21 protein-coding genes and 1 pseudogene are annotated in these 19820 nt (G+C 62.6%); 4 read left to right on the forward strand and 18 right to left on the reverse strand.

What is annotated here, in order from left to right:
* Positions 1-57 precede the first annotated feature (57 nt).
* The 4 genes from AC56QP_RS35405 to AC56QP_RS35420 all read right to left on the reverse strand — a co-directional run bounded on the left by AC56QP_RS35405 (position 58) and on the right by AC56QP_RS35420 (position 2720).
* Positions 58-756, reverse strand: a complete 699-nt coding sequence (locus tag AC56QP_RS35405) for a winged helix-turn-helix transcriptional regulator (RefSeq protein ID WP_489863805.1) — start codon at positions 754-756, stop codon at positions 58-60.
* Between the two features lie 119 nt (positions 757-875).
* Positions 876-1490, reverse strand: a complete 615-nt coding sequence (locus tag AC56QP_RS35410) for an acyl-homoserine-lactone synthase (RefSeq protein WP_489863804.1) — start codon at positions 1488-1490, stop codon at positions 876-878.
* A gap of 66 nt (positions 1491-1556) precedes the next feature.
* A complete protein-coding gene (locus AC56QP_RS35415; protein WP_497101097.1) occupies positions 1557-2189 on the reverse strand; it encodes a LuxR family transcriptional regulator in 633 nt (210 codons plus the stop codon).
* Between the two features lie 264 nt (positions 2190-2453).
* Entirely contained in the window at positions 2454-2720 is a 267-nt protein-coding gene (locus tag AC56QP_RS35420; protein WP_489863802.1) for a helix-turn-helix domain-containing protein, read from the reverse strand.
* Between the two features lie 202 nt (positions 2721-2922).
* On the opposite strand from AC56QP_RS35420, the gene AC56QP_RS35425 reads away from it, so the two are divergent.
* Positions 2923-4185 carry a threonine synthase gene (locus tag AC56QP_RS35425; RefSeq protein ID WP_489863924.1) on the forward strand — a complete coding sequence of 421 codons (1263 nt, stop codon included), beginning with the start codon at positions 2923-2925 and terminating at the stop codon, positions 4183-4185.
* On the opposite strand, the gene AC56QP_RS35430 is transcribed toward AC56QP_RS35425, so the two are convergent.
* Positions 4180-5253 carry a PLP-dependent cysteine synthase family protein gene (locus AC56QP_RS35430; protein ID WP_489863801.1) on the reverse strand — a complete coding sequence of 358 codons (1074 nt, stop codon included), beginning with the start codon at positions 5251-5253 and terminating at the stop codon, positions 4180-4182. The two genes, AC56QP_RS35425 and AC56QP_RS35430, sit on opposite strands and share 6 nt — an antisense overlap.
* Entirely contained in the window at positions 5247-6050 is an 804-nt protein-coding gene (locus tag AC56QP_RS35435; RefSeq protein ID WP_497109061.1) for a GHMP family kinase ATP-binding protein, read from the reverse strand. The genes AC56QP_RS35430 and AC56QP_RS35435 overlap by 7 nt, the downstream gene beginning before the upstream one ends.
* A gap of 588 nt (positions 6051-6638) precedes the next feature.
* On the opposite strand from AC56QP_RS35435, the gene ehuB reads away from it, so the two are divergent.
* Positions 6639-7511 carry an ectoine/hydroxyectoine ABC transporter substrate-binding protein EhuB gene (gene ehuB / locus AC56QP_RS35440; protein ID WP_489863799.1) on the forward strand — a complete coding sequence of 291 codons (873 nt, stop codon included), beginning with the start codon at positions 6639-6641 and terminating at the stop codon, positions 7509-7511.
* A 76-nt stretch (positions 7512-7587) separates the two neighbouring features.
* Here ehuB and AC56QP_RS35445 read toward each other — a convergent pair.
* Positions 7588-7856: pseudogene (locus AC56QP_RS35445) on the reverse strand (CopG family transcriptional regulator); the annotation flags it as partial.
* A 266-nt stretch (positions 7857-8122) separates the two neighbouring features.
* Between AC56QP_RS35445 and AC56QP_RS35450 the strand changes: the two are divergent.
* The gene (locus AC56QP_RS35450; protein WP_284276439.1) at positions 8123-8377 is read left to right on the forward strand and encodes a helix-turn-helix domain-containing protein; all 255 of its coding nucleotides are present in this window, start codon (positions 8123-8125) and stop codon (positions 8375-8377) included.
* Complete coding sequence (locus tag AC56QP_RS35455; protein WP_497101098.1) at positions 8377-9702, forward strand: type II toxin-antitoxin system HipA family toxin; 1326 nt, start codon at positions 8377-8379, stop codon at positions 9700-9702. Before AC56QP_RS35450 ends, AC56QP_RS35455 begins: the two co-directional genes overlap by 1 nt.
* Before the next feature lie 185 nt (positions 9703-9887).
* Here AC56QP_RS35455 and AC56QP_RS35460 read toward each other — a convergent pair whose 3' ends face one another.
* The 11 genes from AC56QP_RS35460 to AC56QP_RS35510 form a co-directional block, all read right to left on the reverse strand.
* Complete coding sequence (locus AC56QP_RS35460; protein WP_489863798.1) at positions 9888-10331, reverse strand: CopG family transcriptional regulator; 444 nt, start codon at positions 10329-10331, stop codon at positions 9888-9890.
* 5 nt (positions 10332-10336) lie between these two features.
* Complete coding sequence (locus AC56QP_RS35465) at positions 10337-12325, reverse strand: conjugal transfer protein TraG (protein ID WP_489863797.1); 1989 nt, start codon at positions 12323-12325, stop codon at positions 10337-10339.
* A 23-nt stretch (positions 12326-12348) separates the two neighbouring features.
* Positions 12349-14088 (reverse strand): relaxase/mobilization nuclease domain-containing protein, encoded by a 1740-nt coding sequence (locus AC56QP_RS35470; protein ID WP_489863796.1) that lies wholly within the window; start codon positions 14086-14088, stop codon positions 12349-12351.
* Positions 14089-14331: 243 nt separating this feature from the next.
* Positions 14332-15108, reverse strand: a complete 777-nt coding sequence (locus tag AC56QP_RS35475; RefSeq protein WP_489863795.1) for a lytic transglycosylase domain-containing protein — start codon at positions 15106-15108, stop codon at positions 14332-14334.
* Entirely contained in the window at positions 15105-15434 is a 330-nt protein-coding gene (locus AC56QP_RS35480; RefSeq protein WP_489863794.1) for a DUF736 domain-containing protein, read from the reverse strand. Before AC56QP_RS35480 ends, AC56QP_RS35475 begins: the two co-directional genes overlap by 4 nt.
* 36 nt (positions 15435-15470) lie before the next feature.
* Positions 15471-16016: a S26 family signal peptidase gene (locus AC56QP_RS35485; protein WP_489863793.1), complete on the reverse strand. Its 546-nt coding sequence runs from the start codon at positions 16014-16016 to the stop codon at positions 15471-15473.
* Positions 16013-16504, reverse strand: a complete 492-nt coding sequence (locus AC56QP_RS35490; RefSeq protein WP_489863792.1) for a DUF2840 domain-containing protein — start codon at positions 16502-16504, stop codon at positions 16013-16015. Before AC56QP_RS35490 ends, AC56QP_RS35485 begins: the two co-directional genes overlap by 4 nt.
* Entirely contained in the window at positions 16501-17556 is a 1056-nt protein-coding gene (locus AC56QP_RS35495) for a replication initiator protein A (protein WP_489863791.1), read from the reverse strand. Before AC56QP_RS35495 ends, AC56QP_RS35490 begins: the two co-directional genes overlap by 4 nt.
* A 17-nt stretch (positions 17557-17573) precedes the next feature.
* On the reverse strand, positions 17574-17855 hold the full coding sequence (locus tag AC56QP_RS35500; protein WP_489863790.1) for a helix-turn-helix transcriptional regulator: 282 nt from the start codon (positions 17853-17855) through the stop codon (positions 17574-17576).
* A 304-nt stretch (positions 17856-18159) separates the two neighbouring features.
* Positions 18160-18486: a DUF736 domain-containing protein gene (locus AC56QP_RS35505; RefSeq protein ID WP_113190782.1), complete on the reverse strand. Its 327-nt coding sequence runs from the start codon at positions 18484-18486 to the stop codon at positions 18160-18162.
* Positions 18487-19114: 628 nt separating this feature from the next.
* Positions 19115-19750, reverse strand: coding sequence for an isochorismatase family protein (locus tag AC56QP_RS35510; protein WP_489863923.1), 636 nt, complete (start codon positions 19748-19750; stop codon positions 19115-19117).
* Between the last annotated feature and the right edge of the window lie 70 nt (positions 19751-19820).

Here is a 19820-nt window from a genome sequence, read left to right on the forward strand (position 1 = left end):
ACGTGTTTCGACTGGCGTGCCGGCAACATCGCGCCGGACCGCTGCACGCCCGGCAGATCACCAGTCCGGCGCAAAGGCGTAGCCTGCCGAGCGGACGGTCCGGATCACATCGCTTCCCACGGACGCCCGAAGCCTTTTGCGTAACCTGGCTATGTGGACGTCGACGCCCCGCACGTCGGTTGCAGCGGCATGTTCAGGCCATGCCGCCGCGACCAGTTCCTCGCGGGTGAAGACCTTGCCAGGTTGCGCTAAAAGGCTGCGCAAAAGCTTGAACTCGATCGGCGGCATCACGATCTCTTTTTGCCTGAAGAATGCCCGGTGGGTCTGTCGCTCCAGCCGGAAATCGCCCTGCACCAACTCACCCGAGTCCGTTTCGCGCGCTAGCTTCGCAAGGCCCGCTTTACCATGGAGCCAGGCCAGAAGCCGTTCGGGGGCGAACGGCCGGGAAAATATCTCGTCGACGCCAGCCTTGATCAAATCGAGATGCAGCCTGCCGGAGCGCGGGGCAACCAGGCTCGCGACCGGCGTCGCTTTGGTTGCGGCGGAGGACTTCAACCAGCTGCACTGCTTGACGATTGCACGGTCGCCTGGATTACAGTCCATGATTATGGCAAGCGGGGCTGTCGCCGTGATGGCACGTGCGATTTCCCGGTCTCCCGTGATCAGCTTCGTTTCGAAGCCGGCTACCGAAAGTATGTGCCCGAAGACCAGGAAAAAATCCGGGTCCTTCGAGGCGATCAGGACCAGCGGCTTCATGAGTCCATCAACCGGGTTCGACACATCATAGGGCTGACTACCGCGCAAATGGGCGCGATGACAATACAGCCTGGCGGATCGACCCCTCGCGGGCTTCCCGCAAGTGCCTGGTTCCGAGCCTAGATGTTGTCCGCAAGTATGACGCCGCTGATGCCGTAAGCGCGGCGCGTCTGTTCAATGGCCTCGGGCGTGACGTCGATCAGCAACGCGATGATATCGCCGTCGGGATGTTCGAGAACATCACCGAGCTCGGTCAGCGTCCAGCCGAGCGCGCGCAGCCGTTTTGGCCAGAATGTCTCGCACACCACACTGATCTGTCGAATCCCCATACGTTGAGCGACCTCGAGCAGACCGCAGAGAACCAAGCCGGCGATCGGCGACGGGGTGCCTTGCGTGCGAAGCGATGGAACGATGAAGAAACGCGTCCATTCGAAAATTTCAGCCGCTCTGGGAGGCCTGCCGCCGGCGAGAACCGGGAACACTTCGCTCATGAGATGCGGCTCCAGCGTTGGGACGAGACGGGAGCCGCCTACGATCTTGCCGTTGGTGTCAAGCGCCAGGACATAAAGCGCATGCTCGTTGTCGAAGGCGTCGATCTCGATGTTGATCGGCCGGGCGACGGCGCGCCAGCGCCTCTGCTTCACGTAAATCTCGTACCTTATGCGAAAGTAGCGCTCCAGAACTTTCCTGTAGTGCTTCCTGTTATCCCAAGTGACCAGATGCATACGAACCATGACGCCTCCAGGCGGAGCGTCGTAGGAAAATCGACTTGCCGTACGTATGACGGTATTCAGGTATTGCTAAATCTGGATTTCCTGCCGTCGCAGCGCCTTGACAATGGCATGCGCCACGTTGATTGCATCGAGCTTGCCTCGAATGTTGCGCTGATGGCTTTCGACCGTGTTCCTGGTGACGCCGAGGATACAAGCGATGTCATCGGTGGATTTGCCTTGCGCGCTCCACTCCAGCAGTTCGCGCTCGCGCGCCGTCAAGGGCGTGGGTTCATCGCCATCGCCGGGTGTTCCCAGCGCCGAGAGGCTGCGAAAGGTATGCACGCAAAGTGTTTCGATAAAGGGCATGGCGCTTGGCGGCACTTCCATCCGGTCACTCGCCACCGTGACGACGCCTGGCCCGGCCAATGGGACATGAATTGGGACGCAGATACCTTCTTTCATCGCGAACTCGGCCGCCTCGTCCATGACCAGCTTCGCGCGTGCAACAAGCCTTGCGGCCGGCAGCTCGCCCCATCGGAAAGGCTCTGGCGAGTGCCGGCACTGGGCGACACAAGGATCGTGCAAAAAATATTCCTCGGCGACATAGCGACGATGCCATTCAGGAGACCAGCCATCAGCAAGAATCTCACGCTGCCAGTCCGTATCGTGCGGCACAGGCAGTCCGGTGATCAGAAAATTGCGCAATCCGTAGCGCGCCATCGCCGCGCGGAACTCTTGAAGGATTGCATCAGCCGACCGTGCAGTGTCGATCTTCGAGATCGCCGCAAAAAGGTCGACAATAGTTTCGTTCTCCATCGGCAGACCTCAACCAAAGTCAGGCCCTACCCCGAGGAACAACCTATGGCTGTCTAGACACAATCTTCAATAGGACATGCATCGAATGTACACTGAAGGAGTCAATCACGTGTCACAACGAAGAGATAAGTGAAAATCAGGTTAGCACAGCTTTATGGAAGGTTGGCCTCAATCGGTCGACTTTGAAGTCGCCGGTTTCGTCACCCGAATAGCTCGCTTATTTGCCGGGCTTGCCGAAACCAACTCTTGTGGTTCGACATTCAACGCCTTGGCCAAAATTTCGACTGTATCCAGCGTGGCGTTGCGCCGCCCGGCCTCGACGCTGCTTATATAGGCGCGCGTGCGGCCCGAAACGAAAGACAACTGCTCCTGAGAGAGTTTTCTTTCTCTCCGAAGCCGCTGCACGTTCAGACCAAAAACGCCGCGAAGTTTCATCAAACAACGGATGCTACGACGCGCACTATGGTGCGACACACTATAGTGCACATTCCGCATTGACAGCCGTGCTGTTGGCTGTTTGAAACAACAAGCGAATTCATCGTTTCCTGAATAAGGAATAGCCATGACGAGCCGGCCGTTTCGCGACCTAGCGCACGACATGTCCGCGCATTCCTCAGGCGAGATTAGCCGTCCCGAGATGGACAGAAGCCGGGTCCTGGAACTCGTCTGCATCCGATGCGGCGCTTCCTACCCCGCCGATGTCACAATCGACTCCAAAGGATGCGCGCGCTGCCAAGACACCGCGCCGGCAAATCTCCGCCCGGTCTATGCGGCCCCGCAGTCTCCCCTCTTGGCCGGCGCCACCAGCTCGCGCTCGCTGTGGCGTTATGCGCATATGCTGCCTTGCCCAGAGGCGGAGGCGGTGAGCCTCGGCGAGGGTCTGACACCTTTGCTTGCCGCACCGCGCGTCGGTACGTTTCTCGGCGTGCCGGACCTCGCAATCAAGGACGAAGGCCGAAACCCGACCTGGTCGCACAAGGACCGCTTCTCGACCATCGCGGTCAGCGTGGCGCGCGGGCGCGGCGCGAAGATCGTCGCGACCGCCTCATCGGGAAACGCCGGCGCTTCGCTGGCGGCCTACGCTGCCCGAGCCGGGTTGAAATGCGTCGTCACCACTTTCGCGGGATCAGCCGGCGCCATGCTGGCGCAGATCCGCAAATATGGCGCGACGGTCCTGCCCTTGGTCAGCAAAATGGACCGATGGTCGCTGCTTGAACAGGCGGCTGCCCGCTACGACTGGTTCATCGCCTCGCCCTATCACGGTCCGGTCGTCGGCAGCCATCCACTCGGCATCGAGGGCTACAAGACGATCGCCTACGAGATCGTCGAGCAATCAGATGGCACGGCGCCAGACTGGTGCGTCCTGCCGGTCTGCTACGGCGATGCCCTGTCCGGTGTGTGGGCTGGCTTTTGCGAGCTGTTCGCGCAAGGGTCGATCACGCGCCTGCCGCGTCTCGTCGCGGCGGAGGTGCATGGGTCGCTGGCGGACGCTCTGGCCAGCGGCGCCGATGCGTTGAGTGAACGCAAGATGCTCTTCGACAGCCTTGCCGTATCGATCGGCACGCCGCGCAGCACCTTTCAGGCGCTGAAGGCTCTGCGCGAATCCGGCGGGCACGCCGTCCCCGTCAGCAATCACGGCCTGATCGGGATGCAGGAGCGCCTTGCGCGGGACGAAGGGATCTTTGCCGAACTGGCGTCGGTCACGCCGCTGATGGCGATATCGAAATTGAAGGACCAAGGTGTCATCGCAGCGACAGACCGTGTCGTGGCCGTCGTGACAGCCAGCGGTCTCAAGGACCTCGATCGGTCCGCCGGATCGAATGAACGCGATCAGGTCTTCCAGACGACTGACGACGCCTGGCGCTGGCTCGACAAAAGCGGGCTGGATCTCGTTTCATAGATTTTCCGGAGCGCCAACAGCCGGGGGCACTTCGCCTGCTTCCTGCGTTTTCAGCACATCGTCGAGACTGCGACGCAGCCAAAGAAAGCGCGTCCATTGCGTCTCCGCGGCCGGTGCGATGGTGGTCAGAGTCCTTGGCTCGGACAGTTCCTTGCAGGGCCAGCCAGGCAGAGCCGCAAGCCAGTCATCATTGTAGACGGTCTCGGCATGGCGATGGCCTTCGTCAGGCATGATGACCGCCACTTGCGCATCCGGAAGGGTCGTTGCAACCCATTGCGCCACCAAGGCGGCGGCGCCGCTGGTCGGCCCCATGAAGAGGCCGTGCTCGCGCAGCAAACGATGCGCGGTCATGTAAGCGGGATAGGCGCCAACCCAATGGATCTCGTCGACAAGCTCATGCCTGACATTTTTCGGCAGAACGCTGTTGCCCAAGCCCCGCAGCATGCGTTTGCCGACGGGCTGTCCGAACAGGATGCTGCGATGGGTATCGACGGCAAACACCGTCAGATGCGGAAAGACCGTTCGCAAAAAGGACGCGGTGCCGCATAACGAGCCGCCCGTACCGACGCAGCCGACCAGGCAGTCAACCTTGCCCATCGCCCGGATGAAAAGTTCGGCCAGCCGCGCATAAGCGAGCCAATTACCCGGACTGTCGTATTGGCGGGTCCAGAAGCCGTCCGGCTCGTTGGCGAGGATTTCCTGGAGGCGCTTCAGGCGGCCAGGCTGATTGCCGTCGCCGCGCGGATCGTCAAGGGCGATGACCGTGGCGCCGATGCGCTCCAGGCGGGCTTTGTATTTGGCATCGATCAGCGTTGAAGCGGTGACCAGCGTAAGGCGATAGTCACGCGCCGCCGCCAGCAGCGCCACCGCCATTCCGAACGTGCCGGACGTCGTTTCGACAATATGGGAGCCGGCCTTCAGTTCGCCATTCGACGCTGCCCGATCCAGAATGTAGCGGGCCGGCATCAGCTTCATCAGCGGGAACGCAGCGGCCACGAGATTGGGCGCCAACAGCACAAGGCGCGGGGTCTCGAGGTCCCTGAAATAGTCCACTGCGGGGGTCACCATGTCCAGCCCTCCGCATTGACCAGGTGCACTTCGACATCCTTGAAGCCGGCACGTCTTATCTGCTGCGCGACCAGGGCCGCCCGTCGCTTCAGATTCGATGCGAAAAGATCGAAAATCAGGCCGAACAACGAACCGCTATGGGCGACTTGCACTCCGCACGCCCCGGCTCGCCCGGCGATTTCGGCGATCTCGCCGAAGCCCTGTTTCGGCAAGTGCCGTTGACTGATCAGGGCACTGGCCGAGGCGGCGCGTCCGAGAAGATAGGGATCTTGAAGGCGAACCGCCCGCGCCACCAGCGCCCGCAGCACGCCGAATTCCTGGATCTCGGCACTGTCGTAGCGTGCGGGCGGCAGCTGCAATGTATCGACCGCAACCCCGCCATTTGCCTTGAACCCGACCAGAAGCAGCGGCGGCAGGGAGCCTCCGAAATTCTCGATCACCGTGCCTTCGCGTTGCGCGAAAAGCACTGCGTGCTCGTCGAACGCGATCGCGTCGCTGGCGCGCTCGGCAGCCACGGCCAGACGCCCGATGCTTGACGGTCGCAGCTGGACGTCAACGGCTGCGGCGACAGCACGAATGGAAGCGACAACGTCAGCCGTCGATGAGCCGTAGCCGTGCCCCACAGGAATCGAGCTTTGAAGTGTCAGCTCGCCGCCGCCGGTGACGTTCAAGAAACCGAGCGTGAGCCGCGCGGCGGCCGACGCCTTGACCTTATGATCGGGGTGGACAACGACCGCATCGTCGTCGCTCCTGGCAAAGCGCGCCTCCGATCTCAAGCCGGCAATCGGCAGCGTCACGAGCCCGCGATGAAGGCGCCCGCCATCATCCTTGAAGACGCCCTGGATGAGTTCGCCGTGATGCGCAATCGCCGCCGCCGTCCCCACCGACGACTTCATCGTTTCACGGCTCATGAAATCGCCGGCCCCACCCATTTCATCTCCCCCACGCTTTCACGCCACGGGGAAGATGGCGCCGACGGTTGGCAGCCGCCCTCAAGGAATTCCGGTATTGACGGCCCATATCGAACGACCCGGCCGCGAGGCGATGCTGGGGGAACGTCAGGCGGCGGAGCCAAGGTGCCTCAGCGGCCCGGCCGGCCGACACCGATTGCACCGCGGCCATGATGCCTTGCGCATCGATCCCGTAATGCCGATAGAGATCCGCGATCGTACCGGTCGGGCCGAAATGCTCGACGCCCAGGGCACGCGTGCGGTGGCCGTGGACCGACCCTCCTCGAGGGGCAGGCCTGACCCACTCACCACTTCATCCGCAATATTTCGTCTATATTTCGTATATATATATTGACGAAACACCGCATCCAACCGTAGCGTTGAGCGGCTGAGGCGGGACGCCTTCGCGCAACTCAAACTCATGGGAGGATACCGATGAAATTTCGAGCCCGATCGGCTGCGATTGGCCTGGCCTGCATCTGCTATGCCGCGCTTGTTGGATCTGTGCTGCCGGCAACGGCAGAGACCACGAAAGAACGCGTCTTGAAGGAAGGGCGCATCGTCATCGGCATCCACAACCGCTCGCCATGGGGCTACAAGAAGGAGGGAACCGGCGAGTTGCTCGGCTGGCATCCGGATCTTCTCAGGGCTGCCTTTGCCGATCTCGGCGTCAAGCAGGTCGACTTCGAGGTCACCGAGTTCGGCGCCTTGATCCCTGGCCTGATGGCCGGCCGTTTCGATGCCGTTGCATCAGGCCTATCGATAACGCCGGAGCGATGTCAGCAGGTTGCCTTCGGCGCTCCCGACCTGAGGTCCGACGACGCGGCGGTCGTGCTCGCCGGCAACCCCAAGGCGATCCATAGCTATGCGGATCTCGCCAAGAAATCCGACGCGATCATGGGCGGCGGCCGCGGCAGCAATGTCATCAAGAACGCGATCACCGAGGGCGTGCCGGAAGACCGCATCCTGCAGTTCCCCGACATCGAGACCAACATCGCGGCACTGCGCGCCGGTCGCGTCGACGCGGCTCTGTTCTCTTCCCCGACGGTGATCGGGCTGCTTGCCGGCAATAAGAGCCCCGATCTGGAGCGCGCCAGCCCGTTCACGACGGACGATAAGTCGATCAGCTACATCGCGATCGCGTTCAGGAAGGACGATGGCGATCTGCGCGACCTCTACAATCAGGGTCTGGCGAAGGTCATGTCGAATGGCACGATCGCCACCATCATGGCGAAGTACGGATTTGGCCCCACTGAGAACGTGCCGCCAGGATTGACGACGTCGCAGTTGTGCGGAGCCGCCAACTGAACGCCATCAGCAACAGAACCCAGATGGCGGCGCCGCGCTAGCCCGGGCGGCGCCTCTGCCCACAGGCCTCTCATCGTCATTCTGCGTCGCTGGATGGCATGACGTCTACGGGGATTTCCTGCCGCCGGCTTGGCCCCTCGGCGAGGCGCTGCCAAGCGCGGCGACGAATGCCTCGTAGCGTTCGTTCGCCTTCGCGCGCGCCGCCTGCGCCATCGGTTCCGGCAAAGCGGGAGTCGCGCCAACCAGAAGCGGATAAAAACGGCCAAGGTTTCCAGCGAGATGCCGGCGCTCCAGGCGCGCGATCCGGCGGTCGGTCCGGTAGAGACGCCTGGAGATCGCCGCCTCGCATTGCGGACATCGCGGTCGAGAGTACACTGGAGCGTTCGTTGTCGGACTTGTTCAGAAGTTCCCGTGCGGCGCTGGCGATGACCGGGTGCGGACCGCTTCAGCTGGGGCGCCAAGACCGCCGCTGCCGGCTGACGCGTCGGCATCATACGCGGTCGCGTATATCTTCCTCATATACGTGATCGCGTATATCTCCATTTTATACGCAACTCCGTATATTGACGAATAATACGCGATCGCGTATATTGCAGACGTGGAGACCTATCATGACAGACCAGATCGCTCGCAACGAAAAACAACTCGGGGCCATTCTGCGCCGCGCCCGCAAGAACGCCGGACTCACGCAAGGCTCGCTCAGCAACCAGATCCACCTGCGCCAGGGTACGGTCTCCCGCCTCGAGGCCGGCGAGCCCGCTATGCAACTCCGCACCTTGATGGCCGCCCTCTCCGCTCTCGACCTTGAACTCGTCGTGCGCGCGCGCAGCAAAGGCAGCTCTGCTGATATTGAGGACCTGTTCTGATGGCACGGCGACGGGCTCACATCCCCCTGAACGTGTTTCTGAACGGGCGTTCGGTCGGCGTACTGCGCAGGGAATCGACGGGCGCCATCGACTTCCAATACGCACGCGAATGGCTGGGCTGGCGCGGCACCTTCCCGATCTCACTCTCGCTTCCCTTACGCGAAGACCGCTATATCGGCACGCCAGTGACCAACGTCTTCGACAACCTGCTTCCGGACAATGACGCCATACGCAGGCGTGTTGCCGAACGCGTCGGCGCCGACGGCACGGATGCCTACAGCATGCTGGCTACGCTCGGCCATGACTGCGTCGGGGCGTTGCAATTCCTGCCCGATGGCATGGATCCAGGCCCTCCCGGCAGTGTCGAAGGCAAGCCGGTCAGCAACGAGGACGTCGCCGGGATAATCGAGAACCTTGCTGCCGCTCCGCTAGGCCTCGGCGAGGATGAGGACTTTCGCATCTCGATTGCCGGCGCGCAGGAAAAGACCGCACTGCTGCGCAAGGACGGAAGCTGGTTCAAACCGATCGGCACGGCAGCGACCACCCATATCCTGAAGCCGCAGATCGGCCGGCTGCCGAACGGCATCGATCTCTCCAACAGCGTCGAGAACGAGTATCTGTGCCTTAAGCTGCTGCAAGCGTTTGGCGTTCCCGCCGCTCAGGCGCAGATCGCTGACTTCGGCGAGCGCCGCACGCTGATCGTAGAGCGCTTCGACCGGCTGTGGGCCCGCGACGGCCGCCTCCTGCGCCTGCCGCAGGAGGATATCTGTCAAGCGCTGTCGGTGCCGCCGACGCGCAAGTACCAGTCGGATGGCGGTCCCGGCATGCGCGAGATCGTCGAGCTTCTGAAGGGTAGCGATACGCCTGATGAAGACATCGGTACCTTCTTGCGCACCTGCATCTTGTTCTGGCTGATTGGCGCGACAGACGGCCACGCCAAGAATTTCAGTATTTTTCTCAGCCCTGGCGGACGATTCCGCATGACGCCGCTTTACGACGTGCTGACCGCCCAACCCAGCCTTGATACCGGACAGATCCCGCGCAAAAAATTCAAGCTGGCAATGTCCGTCGGCAAGAACAGGCACTATTCGGTACCTGACATCATGCCACGCCATTTCCTGCAGACCGCTGACATTGCCGGTGTGGGTACCGCTGTCATGCGCAGAATTTTCGATGACATTGCTGAAAACGTGGAGAAGCAGGCCGACGAGGTGATCATGTCGCTGCCCCGCGATTTTCCTGAACAGCTTGTCGACTCAGTCAAGTCGGCTATCGGCAAGAGGGCGGCTCTTCTCACCGACAACAAGGCTGATGCCATCGATTGATCAAGGTGCGACGAACCGGCTGCCGGGACTTGCTCGCTCATTCTGTTGCCGCGGCTGATCACCATCGTCGTCACCTGTGCAACAACATCGTCGTCGCGTGATCGCCAGCGGCGTCGAGTATACCCATCATCATGATGAACATGGCCATCAGGCTCCAAGCCAGCCGATGATTGACCTGCAATCCGTCAGGGTGGGTTTTCGCTGTTGTCCATCGGATTGATATCCTCGGAAATCTCCTGCCGCAGTTTCGGCCCCTTCGCCAGGCGCCTTCCCAAGGCCGTGACGAAGGCTTCATAGCGTTCGGCCGCCTTGGCGCGTGCGGCCTGGGCGGCGGGCTCGGGCAACGCCGGCGTTGTCGCGAGCCAAAAGCGGACGAACACCGCCAGTGTCTCGACCGCAATGCCGATATCGCGCTCCTGCCTGGCCAGGCGGCGATCGACCTGGTCGAGGCGTTTGGCGATAGCGGCCTCGCGGCGTTCATCGGCATCCGGCGACAGGAAGGAAGCCAGTGCTGCTTCCGCAATCATGGATTGGGGTTGACCGCGCCGCGCTGCATAATCGCCAAGCATCGTCATGATGGTCTGGTCGAGATAGACGGAAATCTGCACTTTCCTTTTGCGAGCCGTCATGGCGCCTACAACTCCATGCCGTCATCGGGGTCGAGGGAGACCTGCCGTGCAACACCCTGCATGAGGCGCGCCAGGCGCCGGTTGCGGATGGCATCATCATCGTCGGCATCGTCGGCCGGTTCCATTTCGAATTCATTCTCAATGGGCGCCGCCTTCTCGAAAGCCTGCGCCCGATTGAGTTCTGCCTGCAGGCGGCGCTCCGATCCCGTTGGATCGCCATCGCCCTGCTGTAGCGTTCCGGAAACTTGCGTCGCCTCAGAGTGAGCCAGGATCGGCAACTCGCTCCAGTCGTCAGGCTCGGCCTCTCCGGACCGGGCCAGTTCGGGTGGCGACAACACGCGCTCCTTAAAACTGGCGTCCTCATAATACCGCGCCTTCTTGGCCCTGATTGGCGGCGCGCCTGCCACCATGACGATCTCGTCGGTCGGCGGAAGCTGCATGATCTCGCCAGGGGTGAGCAACTGACGGGCGGTCTCTTGCCTCGACACCATGAGATGTCCGAGCCACGGCGAAAGCCGGTGACCGGCATAGTTCTTCATCGCCCGCATTTCGGTTGCCGTGCCGAGTGCGTCTGAGACACGCTTGGCAGTCCTCTCGTCGTTCGTGGCGAAGCTGACGCGGACATGACAATTGTCGAGGACCGAGTTGTTGGGACCGTAGGCCTTCTCGATCTGGTTGAGCGACTGCGCGATGAGAAAGCTCTTCAGCCCATAGCCGGCCATGAAGGCCAACGCGCTCTCGAAGAAATCGAGGCGGCCCAGCGCCGGGAACTCGTCCAACATCAGAAGCAACCGGTGGCGGGTTGTCTTGGTAGGCAGGTCCTCGGTGAGGCGGCGACCGATCTGATTGAGGATGAGGCGGATGAGCGGTTTGGTCCGGTTGATGTCCGAAGGCGGCACGACGAGATAGAGCGTTGCCGGTTGCTTGCCCCCGACGATGTCGGAAATTCGCCAGTCACAGCGCCGGGTCACCCCGGCGACAACCGGATCGCGGTAGAGACCGAGGAAGGACATCGCGGTGGACAGCACGCCCGAGCGTTCATTGTCGGATTTGTTGAGCAGCTCGCGCGCCGCACTGGCGATAACCGGATGCGGGCCGGCATCACCCAGGTGCGCGGTCTTCATCATCGCGGCAAGCGTCGATTCTATCGGACGCTTCGGATCGGAGAGGAAGGCGGCGACGCCGGCAAGCGTCTTGTCCTGCTCGGCGTAGAGAACGTGGAGGATCGCGCCGACCAGCAACGCGTGACTGGTCTTTTCCCAATGGTTGCGCTTTTCCAGGCTCCCTTCCGGATCGACGAGAATGTCGGCGATGTTCTGGACGTCGCGGACCTCCCATTCGCCACGACGGACTTCGACAAGCGGATTGTAGGCTGACGATCTCGAATTGGTCGGATCGAAAAGCAGCACGCGTCCGTGCAGCGCGCGGAAGCCAGCGGTGAGCTGCCAGTTCTCGCCCTTGATGTCGTGGACGATCGCCGAGCCCGGCCAGGTCAGAAGCGAAGGCACCACCAGACCGACGCCTTTGCCGGACCGCGTCGGGGCGAAGCACAACACGTGCTCTGGCCCATCGTGACGCAGATAATGGCGATCGTAACGCCCGAGTACCACACCATCGTTGTCGATCAGGCCCGCAGCCTCCACCTCTCGCTTTTGGGCCCAGCGCGCCGACCCGTAGGTCTGAACAGTCTTGGCTTCGCGCGCCCGCCACACCGACATGCCGATGGCAACGATGATCGAGAGGAAGCCACCGGACACGGCGATCAAGCCGCCTTTCACGAAGATAGAGGGGGCGTAGGCATCGTAGAAATACCACCACCAGAACAGAGCGGGCGGATAGTAAATGGGCAACCCAGCAATCTCGAACCAGGGTGGACCAAGCCCCGCCTGGAAACCGAGTTTCCATGCGGTCCATTGCGTCGCCGCCCAGGTCGTCGCCAGGACGATCAGGAAGACCGTGAGTATATGGCCCCACAAGATTTTCGTGGCGGACATGGCGTGCTCCTTTCATCTGGTTTTCAGAGGCCGAGCCCCTTCTTGCGGCCAAAACTCCAGTCGATGCCGCCGTCGCCGCGCACGACACCGGAGACATGCTGGCCGAGATGCTTTTCGAGTGATGGCGTCCAGGGGACGAACTGGAAGCCGAGCCCATCATCGATCATGGCGAAACGGCCGGAGGCGAGTGACAAGCGCTGGCGATAGGCGCCGGCAACAAAGTCTCCGCTGGCGGCGCGCTTGAAGGGCTTACCAGTGTCGGCCGCAAGCCTGTCGCCAAGCGTCCCCAGTTCCGCCCGCCGCAGTGTATCGAGCAAGCTTCGGGTGAAGATGATGCGTCTGCCTTGCCGCTCCGCGAGCCCCTGTTTAACAAGATGTTCGGCGCGCCGGTCGAGAGCGTCGCGAACCTCGGCGCCGAAGCCGGCCTCGGCCAGGGCGGCCGGTTCGCGCGCGATTGCCTGCCGGTCGAGCCAGGTCGCACCCGATGCCGTAATCTGCTGATCCACTCCAAGGTCGGAGCGCACGGCGAGTGCGGCCCGGCGTTGACCGCGCGCATCATCGAATTTTCGCAGCTCGACAATCGATCCAGGTGCGCCGTCGCCAGCCGCCTCCAGCTCGGAGAGCTTGATGTGATGGGTGCGTCCGTCGACGCCGTCGACCACGGCATAGGCCGTGCCGATCAGTTCGTCATCGAGCCCACGATCAACCAGCCGGCCGATAACCGGCGTCTCCAGGCTCTCCGCGGCCAGGACATAATTGGCTGAGCCACGCTCGATGCCAGCCGCACTCATTGCGCGGTGGATGCGCTTGATGATGTCGCCGCGCTCGCCAAGCTCGCGCAGTGTTGCTTCGGCCCGTTCGTCGATTGCCCATTGGCCAGGCCCGGCCTGTTGGGCAAGACCAAGGGTCTCGAGCTTGCGCAGGCGACCGATTTTCAGAGCGTGATACTCGTCCGGTTGCCTTTTTGGAGATGGCGCGAGGTCGATGATCCCGCTGTCGCGGCTGTCGCGACGCAACTGCCGATCGAGTTGCGTCCACCGCTCGGACTGGATCTGGCTTTCGAGCCTGTGGCGGATATCGAGATCGGTGCGCGGACCCAGTTCCTGGGTAACCAGATCGCGAGCCCGGTCGCGCATGCCTTCCTTGATGTAGTCACGCGCGATGATCAGATCCTGGCCATCGTCGCGAACCCCACGCACGATCAGGTGAATGTGGGGATGGTCGGTGTTCCAGTGACCGACCGCCACCCAGTCGAGCCGCGTGTCGAGGTCCTTCTCCATCTGCCCCACCAGATCGCGGGTGAAGGCGTTGAGGTCCGCCATCTCGAGAGCGTCGTCCGGCGAGACGATGAAGCGGAAATGGTGACGATCGTCCTTGGCGCGAGCGGCGAAGGCCGCGCCATCGGCATTCTCCGTCCCCCGCCCGAACAACTGCCCCTTCTCCCCGTCCCGGCTGACACCCTCGCGGCGCAGATAGTTGAGGTGGGTGCCAAGTGGAGCGGCGCCCACGGAATGACGGACGACGCGCGCCTTGACGACGGCGCCGCGCGACCGCGAGGTGATGAGGCGGTTGGCCTGGATGCTGGCGCGCTGACCGTGACCAAAGCGGGAGCGGCTCGCTTGTACAATCCGGCCCGAGCGCGAAATACCGCCGCCGGCCTTTTTCGCCGCGGCCAACACCTGCGCGATGAAGGGCCGGGCCTGCTGGGCGCGCGTCGAGCGGATGCGCCCGGGTCGAATGCGAAACTCGCGCTCATCAGCCATGGCGCGGCACCGCAATGTGGAAAAAGAAAAACAAATACAATATCTTGGCTGCTTCATACACATTGCGCCGATGGCTGGAAATGTGCGGAACGCGCCAGAAAATCAAACAAGAACAACCACCCGACCGCCGCGCAATGTGCGCGCTTTTATCCTGCCATCCCTCGGTTGTTGCCCTGTGCTCTGCGCGCCTCATTGGCTGCGACGTCAAACGAGACGCCAGGGCGCGACCTGACGGAGACTTCGTCATCGCTGCGATGTCCGGACGTCGGACCCAGTGAACAGCTGGCGGGGCTGCGGAACGGCCGCGAAAAGTTCGCGCACCAACGGTGACGACGAGACGTCGACGAAAGGGGCTTCGCCGGACGAAAGACCGGACGCGGCCATGGACCCCGACCGCACTATGAACAGCGGCGCAACCTTCCAGCTGACGGCCTCGGCATGACCGGCGGTGAGCGCGCCGGGTGCATCACCGCCGCCCCAGAAAGGGCGAAGCGTCGCAACATAGGCCCGGGTCTCAGCCGGCAGCGGACGCCCCTTCAAGGAGGCTTCGTAACGCCCTGGCCCGGCATTGTAGGCGGCCAGAAAGCCCGGTGAACCGTATCGATCATACAGCTCGCGAAGATAAGCGGTGCCTGCAAGGATGTTGTCGCGCGGATCATAGGGATCGCGGCCGAGCTGGTGACGAAGGCGCAGCTCGGCAAAGGTTGCGGGCATGATCTGCATCAAGCCCAAGGCCCCCTTTCGTGACACGGCGCGCGGGTCGCGGGCGCTTTCGAGGTGCATGATTGCCCGTATCCAGCGCTCGGGAACACGGAAGCGATGCGACGCCTCGGCAATAGGCGCGGCATAAGGATCGTCCGCGGATTTGCGTGAGGCCGGCGCGGATTGTGCGAGGGCCCCCGTCATTGCGTGGCAGAGGATCAGCATGCCACCGATAAGGCAAAGTGCTTCTCGCCGACTGGGTAGCCGACTGACGGGGCGGCTTCCGGTCGCACATTTCGGCGCCGATGACCCACTCATCGAGCGCGCTCCGGCCGCGATTTCGGCCGGATCCAGCGCAGCGACCAGGAGCCGTCGTCGGTTCGGAAGAGACCGGCGCGAAAGCGCCGGCCAAACAGCGGATCCTCCAACCGGCACGACAGATAGTCGCCAGCCGTCTGTCCGGTTTCCTTCCAGGCCGCGCCGACCTCGGGGCTGCTGCCGTCGCCGATGTGGATACGAAAATCCGGCGCTTTGCCGTCAGATATTTTGGTCGGCACGAGCACCAGCTCGGCATCAACGAGCAGCGTTCGAATGCGTCCTGAATAACCAGATTCAGTTTTGTGGAAGACGCCGATCTCGGCCATGGATTATCTCCTACCTCTTGTTGGCTGGGCTGAATTTCAGTTCGCCGGAGCGAGCCAGGTGTTGTGGCCATCGCCCCTCTCGTCGGTCCAAAGCGGCAGCGCGGCTCCGACGATCGAGGTCGCCGGGAACGGGCCGAAATAGCGGCCGTCGAGACTGTCCTCGACCTTCCGGTTCATGACGAAGATTTCGGTGGCGGCGACGACGCGGCAGCCCTGCCATGCCGGCAGCGCGCGCCCCTTGCGGTCGCGCGCCAATGCAACACCCACGCCGAGCCCGTTCACCGTGATGGCGCGGCCGAGGCGGCAGACTTGGCTCCCGGGAAGGCCCTCGATGTGCTTGAGCATCGGCACGCCGAGCGGAAGGTAGCCACGCATGGCGGCGAACCGGGCGACCTTGTCTGGCGGTTCGATGACAGCGAGCGCGCCAGCCGTTGGTACGGCCATTTTCCTGATCGCATAGAGCCCAAGCGGCGCGCTGGCCGATGCATTCCACAGCAGCAGCGGCGGCATCTTCACGACAGCCGGAGCGACCGTCGCGACGACGGCCGCAAGTGCCGCGGCTATGTAGGCGGCGCGGCTCATGAGGTCACCCGCTTGCGCAACAGAAAGGCCCGGTGCCGCTCAAGCGAATAGGCACGCGGCGTTGCGCCGGCGACCAGGCGGTTGTGGGTCTGACGCCAATAGTCGGGTGCGGCCTCGGCCGGATCGAGACCGATCGCTTCGATCGCATCGATCAGCTGGAGAACTCGCTCGACCTTGTTCCAGCCCGCGATCTTGAGCAGGATCTCGCCGCCTGGCCGGATGTAAGGCAGCGTCTGATAAGGTTCAGCGGGCAAGACCGCGCGCACGATGTCGATGCGCGAAACGACAGTGCCAAAGTCATTCGCCGCCCAGCGCACGAACGCAAAAACACTGCCTGGCGCAAATCCGACGACGCGGCGCCGCTTGTCGATGATCGTCTGATCGGCCGGACGTCCGAAGCGGATGCGATGCTCGATCCGCTTCTCGATCCAGATCAGCTCGACCGTCGTGAGGTCGCCGCGCGGCGTCGATCGGGCAGACGACGTCATGTGTCGTCGCCCTCGCGCAGGCCAACGCACCGCCGCCTCTGCTCCCAACCATCAGTCCGCGACTTGCGCGCAAGACTGTTAGATTGGGAGTTAGACTCTAAGTTAAGGGCGCGGTTTTCCGTTACGGGCCCGTCCCTTAAGGCCGATCGCGGTTCCCGAAAGCACGAGGATGCGGTTCCCGATGGCACGATAATTCGGGTTCCCGATGGCACGATCCTGTCAACCGGCGCTGGCGCCGGTTCGAAAGCCAGCAGCACACGGCCGCTGGCTTCGACTTCCGTGAACAGCAGATATCCCGGCAAAGGTTGGCGGCGCACGATGTCGCGCAGCTCGAAGGCGAAGCGCTTGAGCGGCGAGAGGCTGCCGGACTTTTGATGCAGATGCCGGATGTCGAAACGCCAGCCAGCGCGCTGGCGTCCGCCATGCTTGCGCACCAGCCGATAGAGCCACCGATCCAGGCCGCCCGTCAGCCCGAAATAGGCCCGGTCGATGGTCAGGATCAGCGCGTCATCCATGACGGCGCTGTAGAACCAATCGGGCAAAATCAATTCGACGCCGAGCGGGCGCCCGTTTAGATCGAAGCGCTCCTGCCATTCATTGATCCACGAGAAGCGATGGCGCCGGCCTTCGGCGGGCTGGCGAATGGAGGTGACGACGCTTGTCGACTGCAGGCGATCGAGCGCCGCCTTGAGGCGCAAATAGTCTCGCTTCGAGACACCGCGGCCGACGAAGGTGAGCATTTCATAGGGCGTCGCGGCCATCAGGCGCGACGTGCGCAATCCGGCATCCCGCGCGTTGACGATCTGGCTCGCGGCCCAGATCAGGATATCGGCATCCCAGATCGTCGCCATGCCGTGGTCTGGCACCGCCTCGACGCGGATCGCCACATCGCCGGCGCGGAAATCGATCGGCGCGATGCGCCTGGATTTGGCAAGGGAAAAGAAGGGATAGGCCATGAGGTCCTGCGCATCGCGTGGCGCGACAACACCGGGCAGCGCGTGGAACAGATCAAGCTGTCCGCGTTCCGACGGTTGGCGTGTGCGTCCAGACATAGGGGAGATCAGCCGGGTCAGCGCCTCTCGCGCCCGGCATAGGCGATCAGGCGAGCGGCTTGAGGCTTGGCTGGCATCACCGAGCCATGCGGATCGGATGTCGACGTCATCGCGCCGCGCTGGACCCAGGCCTGGAGGTCGTCGACGGCGTAGACGACGCGGCCGCCGAGTTTTCGATAGGCAGGCCCGGTGCCGTAGGTGCGGTGTTTCTCGAGCGTACGCGCAGAAAGACTGAGGAAATGCGCTGCTTCCGAAGTGCGCAGGTAGCGCGGCGGCAATGGCGCGGCGTCGGCATTCATGGGATGTCTCCTTGCGGCCGTCGCGATTGAACGGCGATCCATGGCCAGGATGGCGGAGCAAGGGCACCGTGGTCAGGTGCGCAATTGCGGGCCGCTATTTCGCACCGCCAAGAGGCTTTCAGGAGTGGCGGCGTCGCGCGCACATCAATTGGTGGTAGCCGCGCTCAACCATCTTCACGCCATCGCGCATCAAGCAACGCATCTGATGACAGGAAGCCCGGTGATGGCAGCCCGCGGCGCGAAAAGCTTCCGCGGTCACCGGCAGAAGACGCCTCGCCCGATACCGGGCGAGGCGTTGGCCAGTTCACTCGCCGTTGCGGCGGTTGGGGCGGGACCAGATGAGGCTGTGGCCCTCGCCTTCCTCGTCGGCGAAGAGGTTGGCGTAGATCGGAGCGGTGAAGCTCGGATCGTCCAGCTTGAGCCCGAGATAGTCGCGGCCCTCGTTGGAGCGCTTGGACCAGGCGGCGCCGATCTCGGCCTTGCCGACAACCACGCGGTGGCTTGGAGCGTTCTCGCCGCTGGCCCGGGTGTCGGGGACGATGCGTACGCCCTTGGCCTGGACGCTGAGGGTGACAATCTCGCCGGTGAACTCGTTCGCATTGGTCTTCTTGAAAGTGCCGATGGTAGCCATTTTCAGTCTCCGTTTTCTTCGTTTCCGAGCCCGCACCATGCGACCTCGATGGCGATCGCGGGGCCGGAGGCGACCGCCGCCGCATCGCTTGCGGCCGCAGCAAAGCGGAGGATGGCGCAGGCGCGCGTTTCTTGGTTCCGCGAGGAATGGGCTTTGCTCAGGGGAAGAAACGCGCGCCGCGCCATTGCGGCATAGGCGGTCGAGGCTTCAGCCGTCCTTCGGCCAGATCAGCCCGTTCGAGAGGTCGTTGGTGCGCTCGCGAAATGAAGGGGAGGCAATGGCGGCATCGGTGGACCCAGAGCCGATGCGGACTGGTTCGCCAAGATGTCAGCCTACAATGGCTTGACCCGCATCAAAGCCCCTGCCCATCCGGTTCCAAGTGCACGACCCCACACTACGAAGGTCCTGTTTGGGGCCGACAACGGACGGTCTGCTCCTGGCGCCGAGGATCGAATAGCTGCCGTTGAATACAGGATGATTTCAACGACGGCTTGCGGCTCCGTTGCCGTCATTCAGGTTGAATTGCTGAGCGCTGGAAACCTGCCGTCCAGTTTTTCGGCAATTTCCAAGGTGAATAGTGAGGGACCACCTGTCGCCAGGTGGCCCAATTCCAGTTTTTTGCCTAGACCTATTTCGCGGCCTTCTGTGCCGCGTAATAGCTTTCAAACAACGCCCCATATGCGGGTTCGACGTGGTCGACAAAGACCTTGGCGAAATCCATCGCGTCTGGGCGATCCCAAGTGTGCATCACCTCTGTAATCGCCGCGAATGTGTCAATCGGCATCGCGCCCGCCTGCGTGACCCGGGCAATGGATATGTCGGTCGCCATCTTCGACCAATTGCCCGATGCATCCACGATGCAGAACACTTTGTATCCAGCCTCGAGGGCTTTCAGTGCAGGAAACACCATGCAAATGCTGGTGAGTGTGCCTGCGATTAGCAGTGTCTTAAGCTTGGTTTTCTCGATGGCTTCGACAAAGGGGCGGTGATCCCACGCGTTGATCGGGCCGCTGCGCGGAACGTACACCGCATCGGGGTTGCTCAGAAGGATATCGGGAATGGTCGGACCATTAGCACCTTCGGGAACTGATGCCGTGACAACTGTCGGGATCTTCGCGATCTTCGCTACCTTCGCAAGAGCAGTTACGTTGTTACGGAGTTCCCTGTACTCCATATCACGGACCAACTGGAACAAGCCGCTCTGATGATCTATCAGCAGCAATACAGCATCGTTCGGGTCAATCATCCACTTGTTTGATGTCATGTCATTTCCTTTGGTTTTGGAACTGGATATGCTGCCTGCGGCGGCGGCTACCGCTGTCGTCGGCGTCGTC

The organism is Mesorhizobium sp. RCAM 05104, assembly GCF_059683645.1.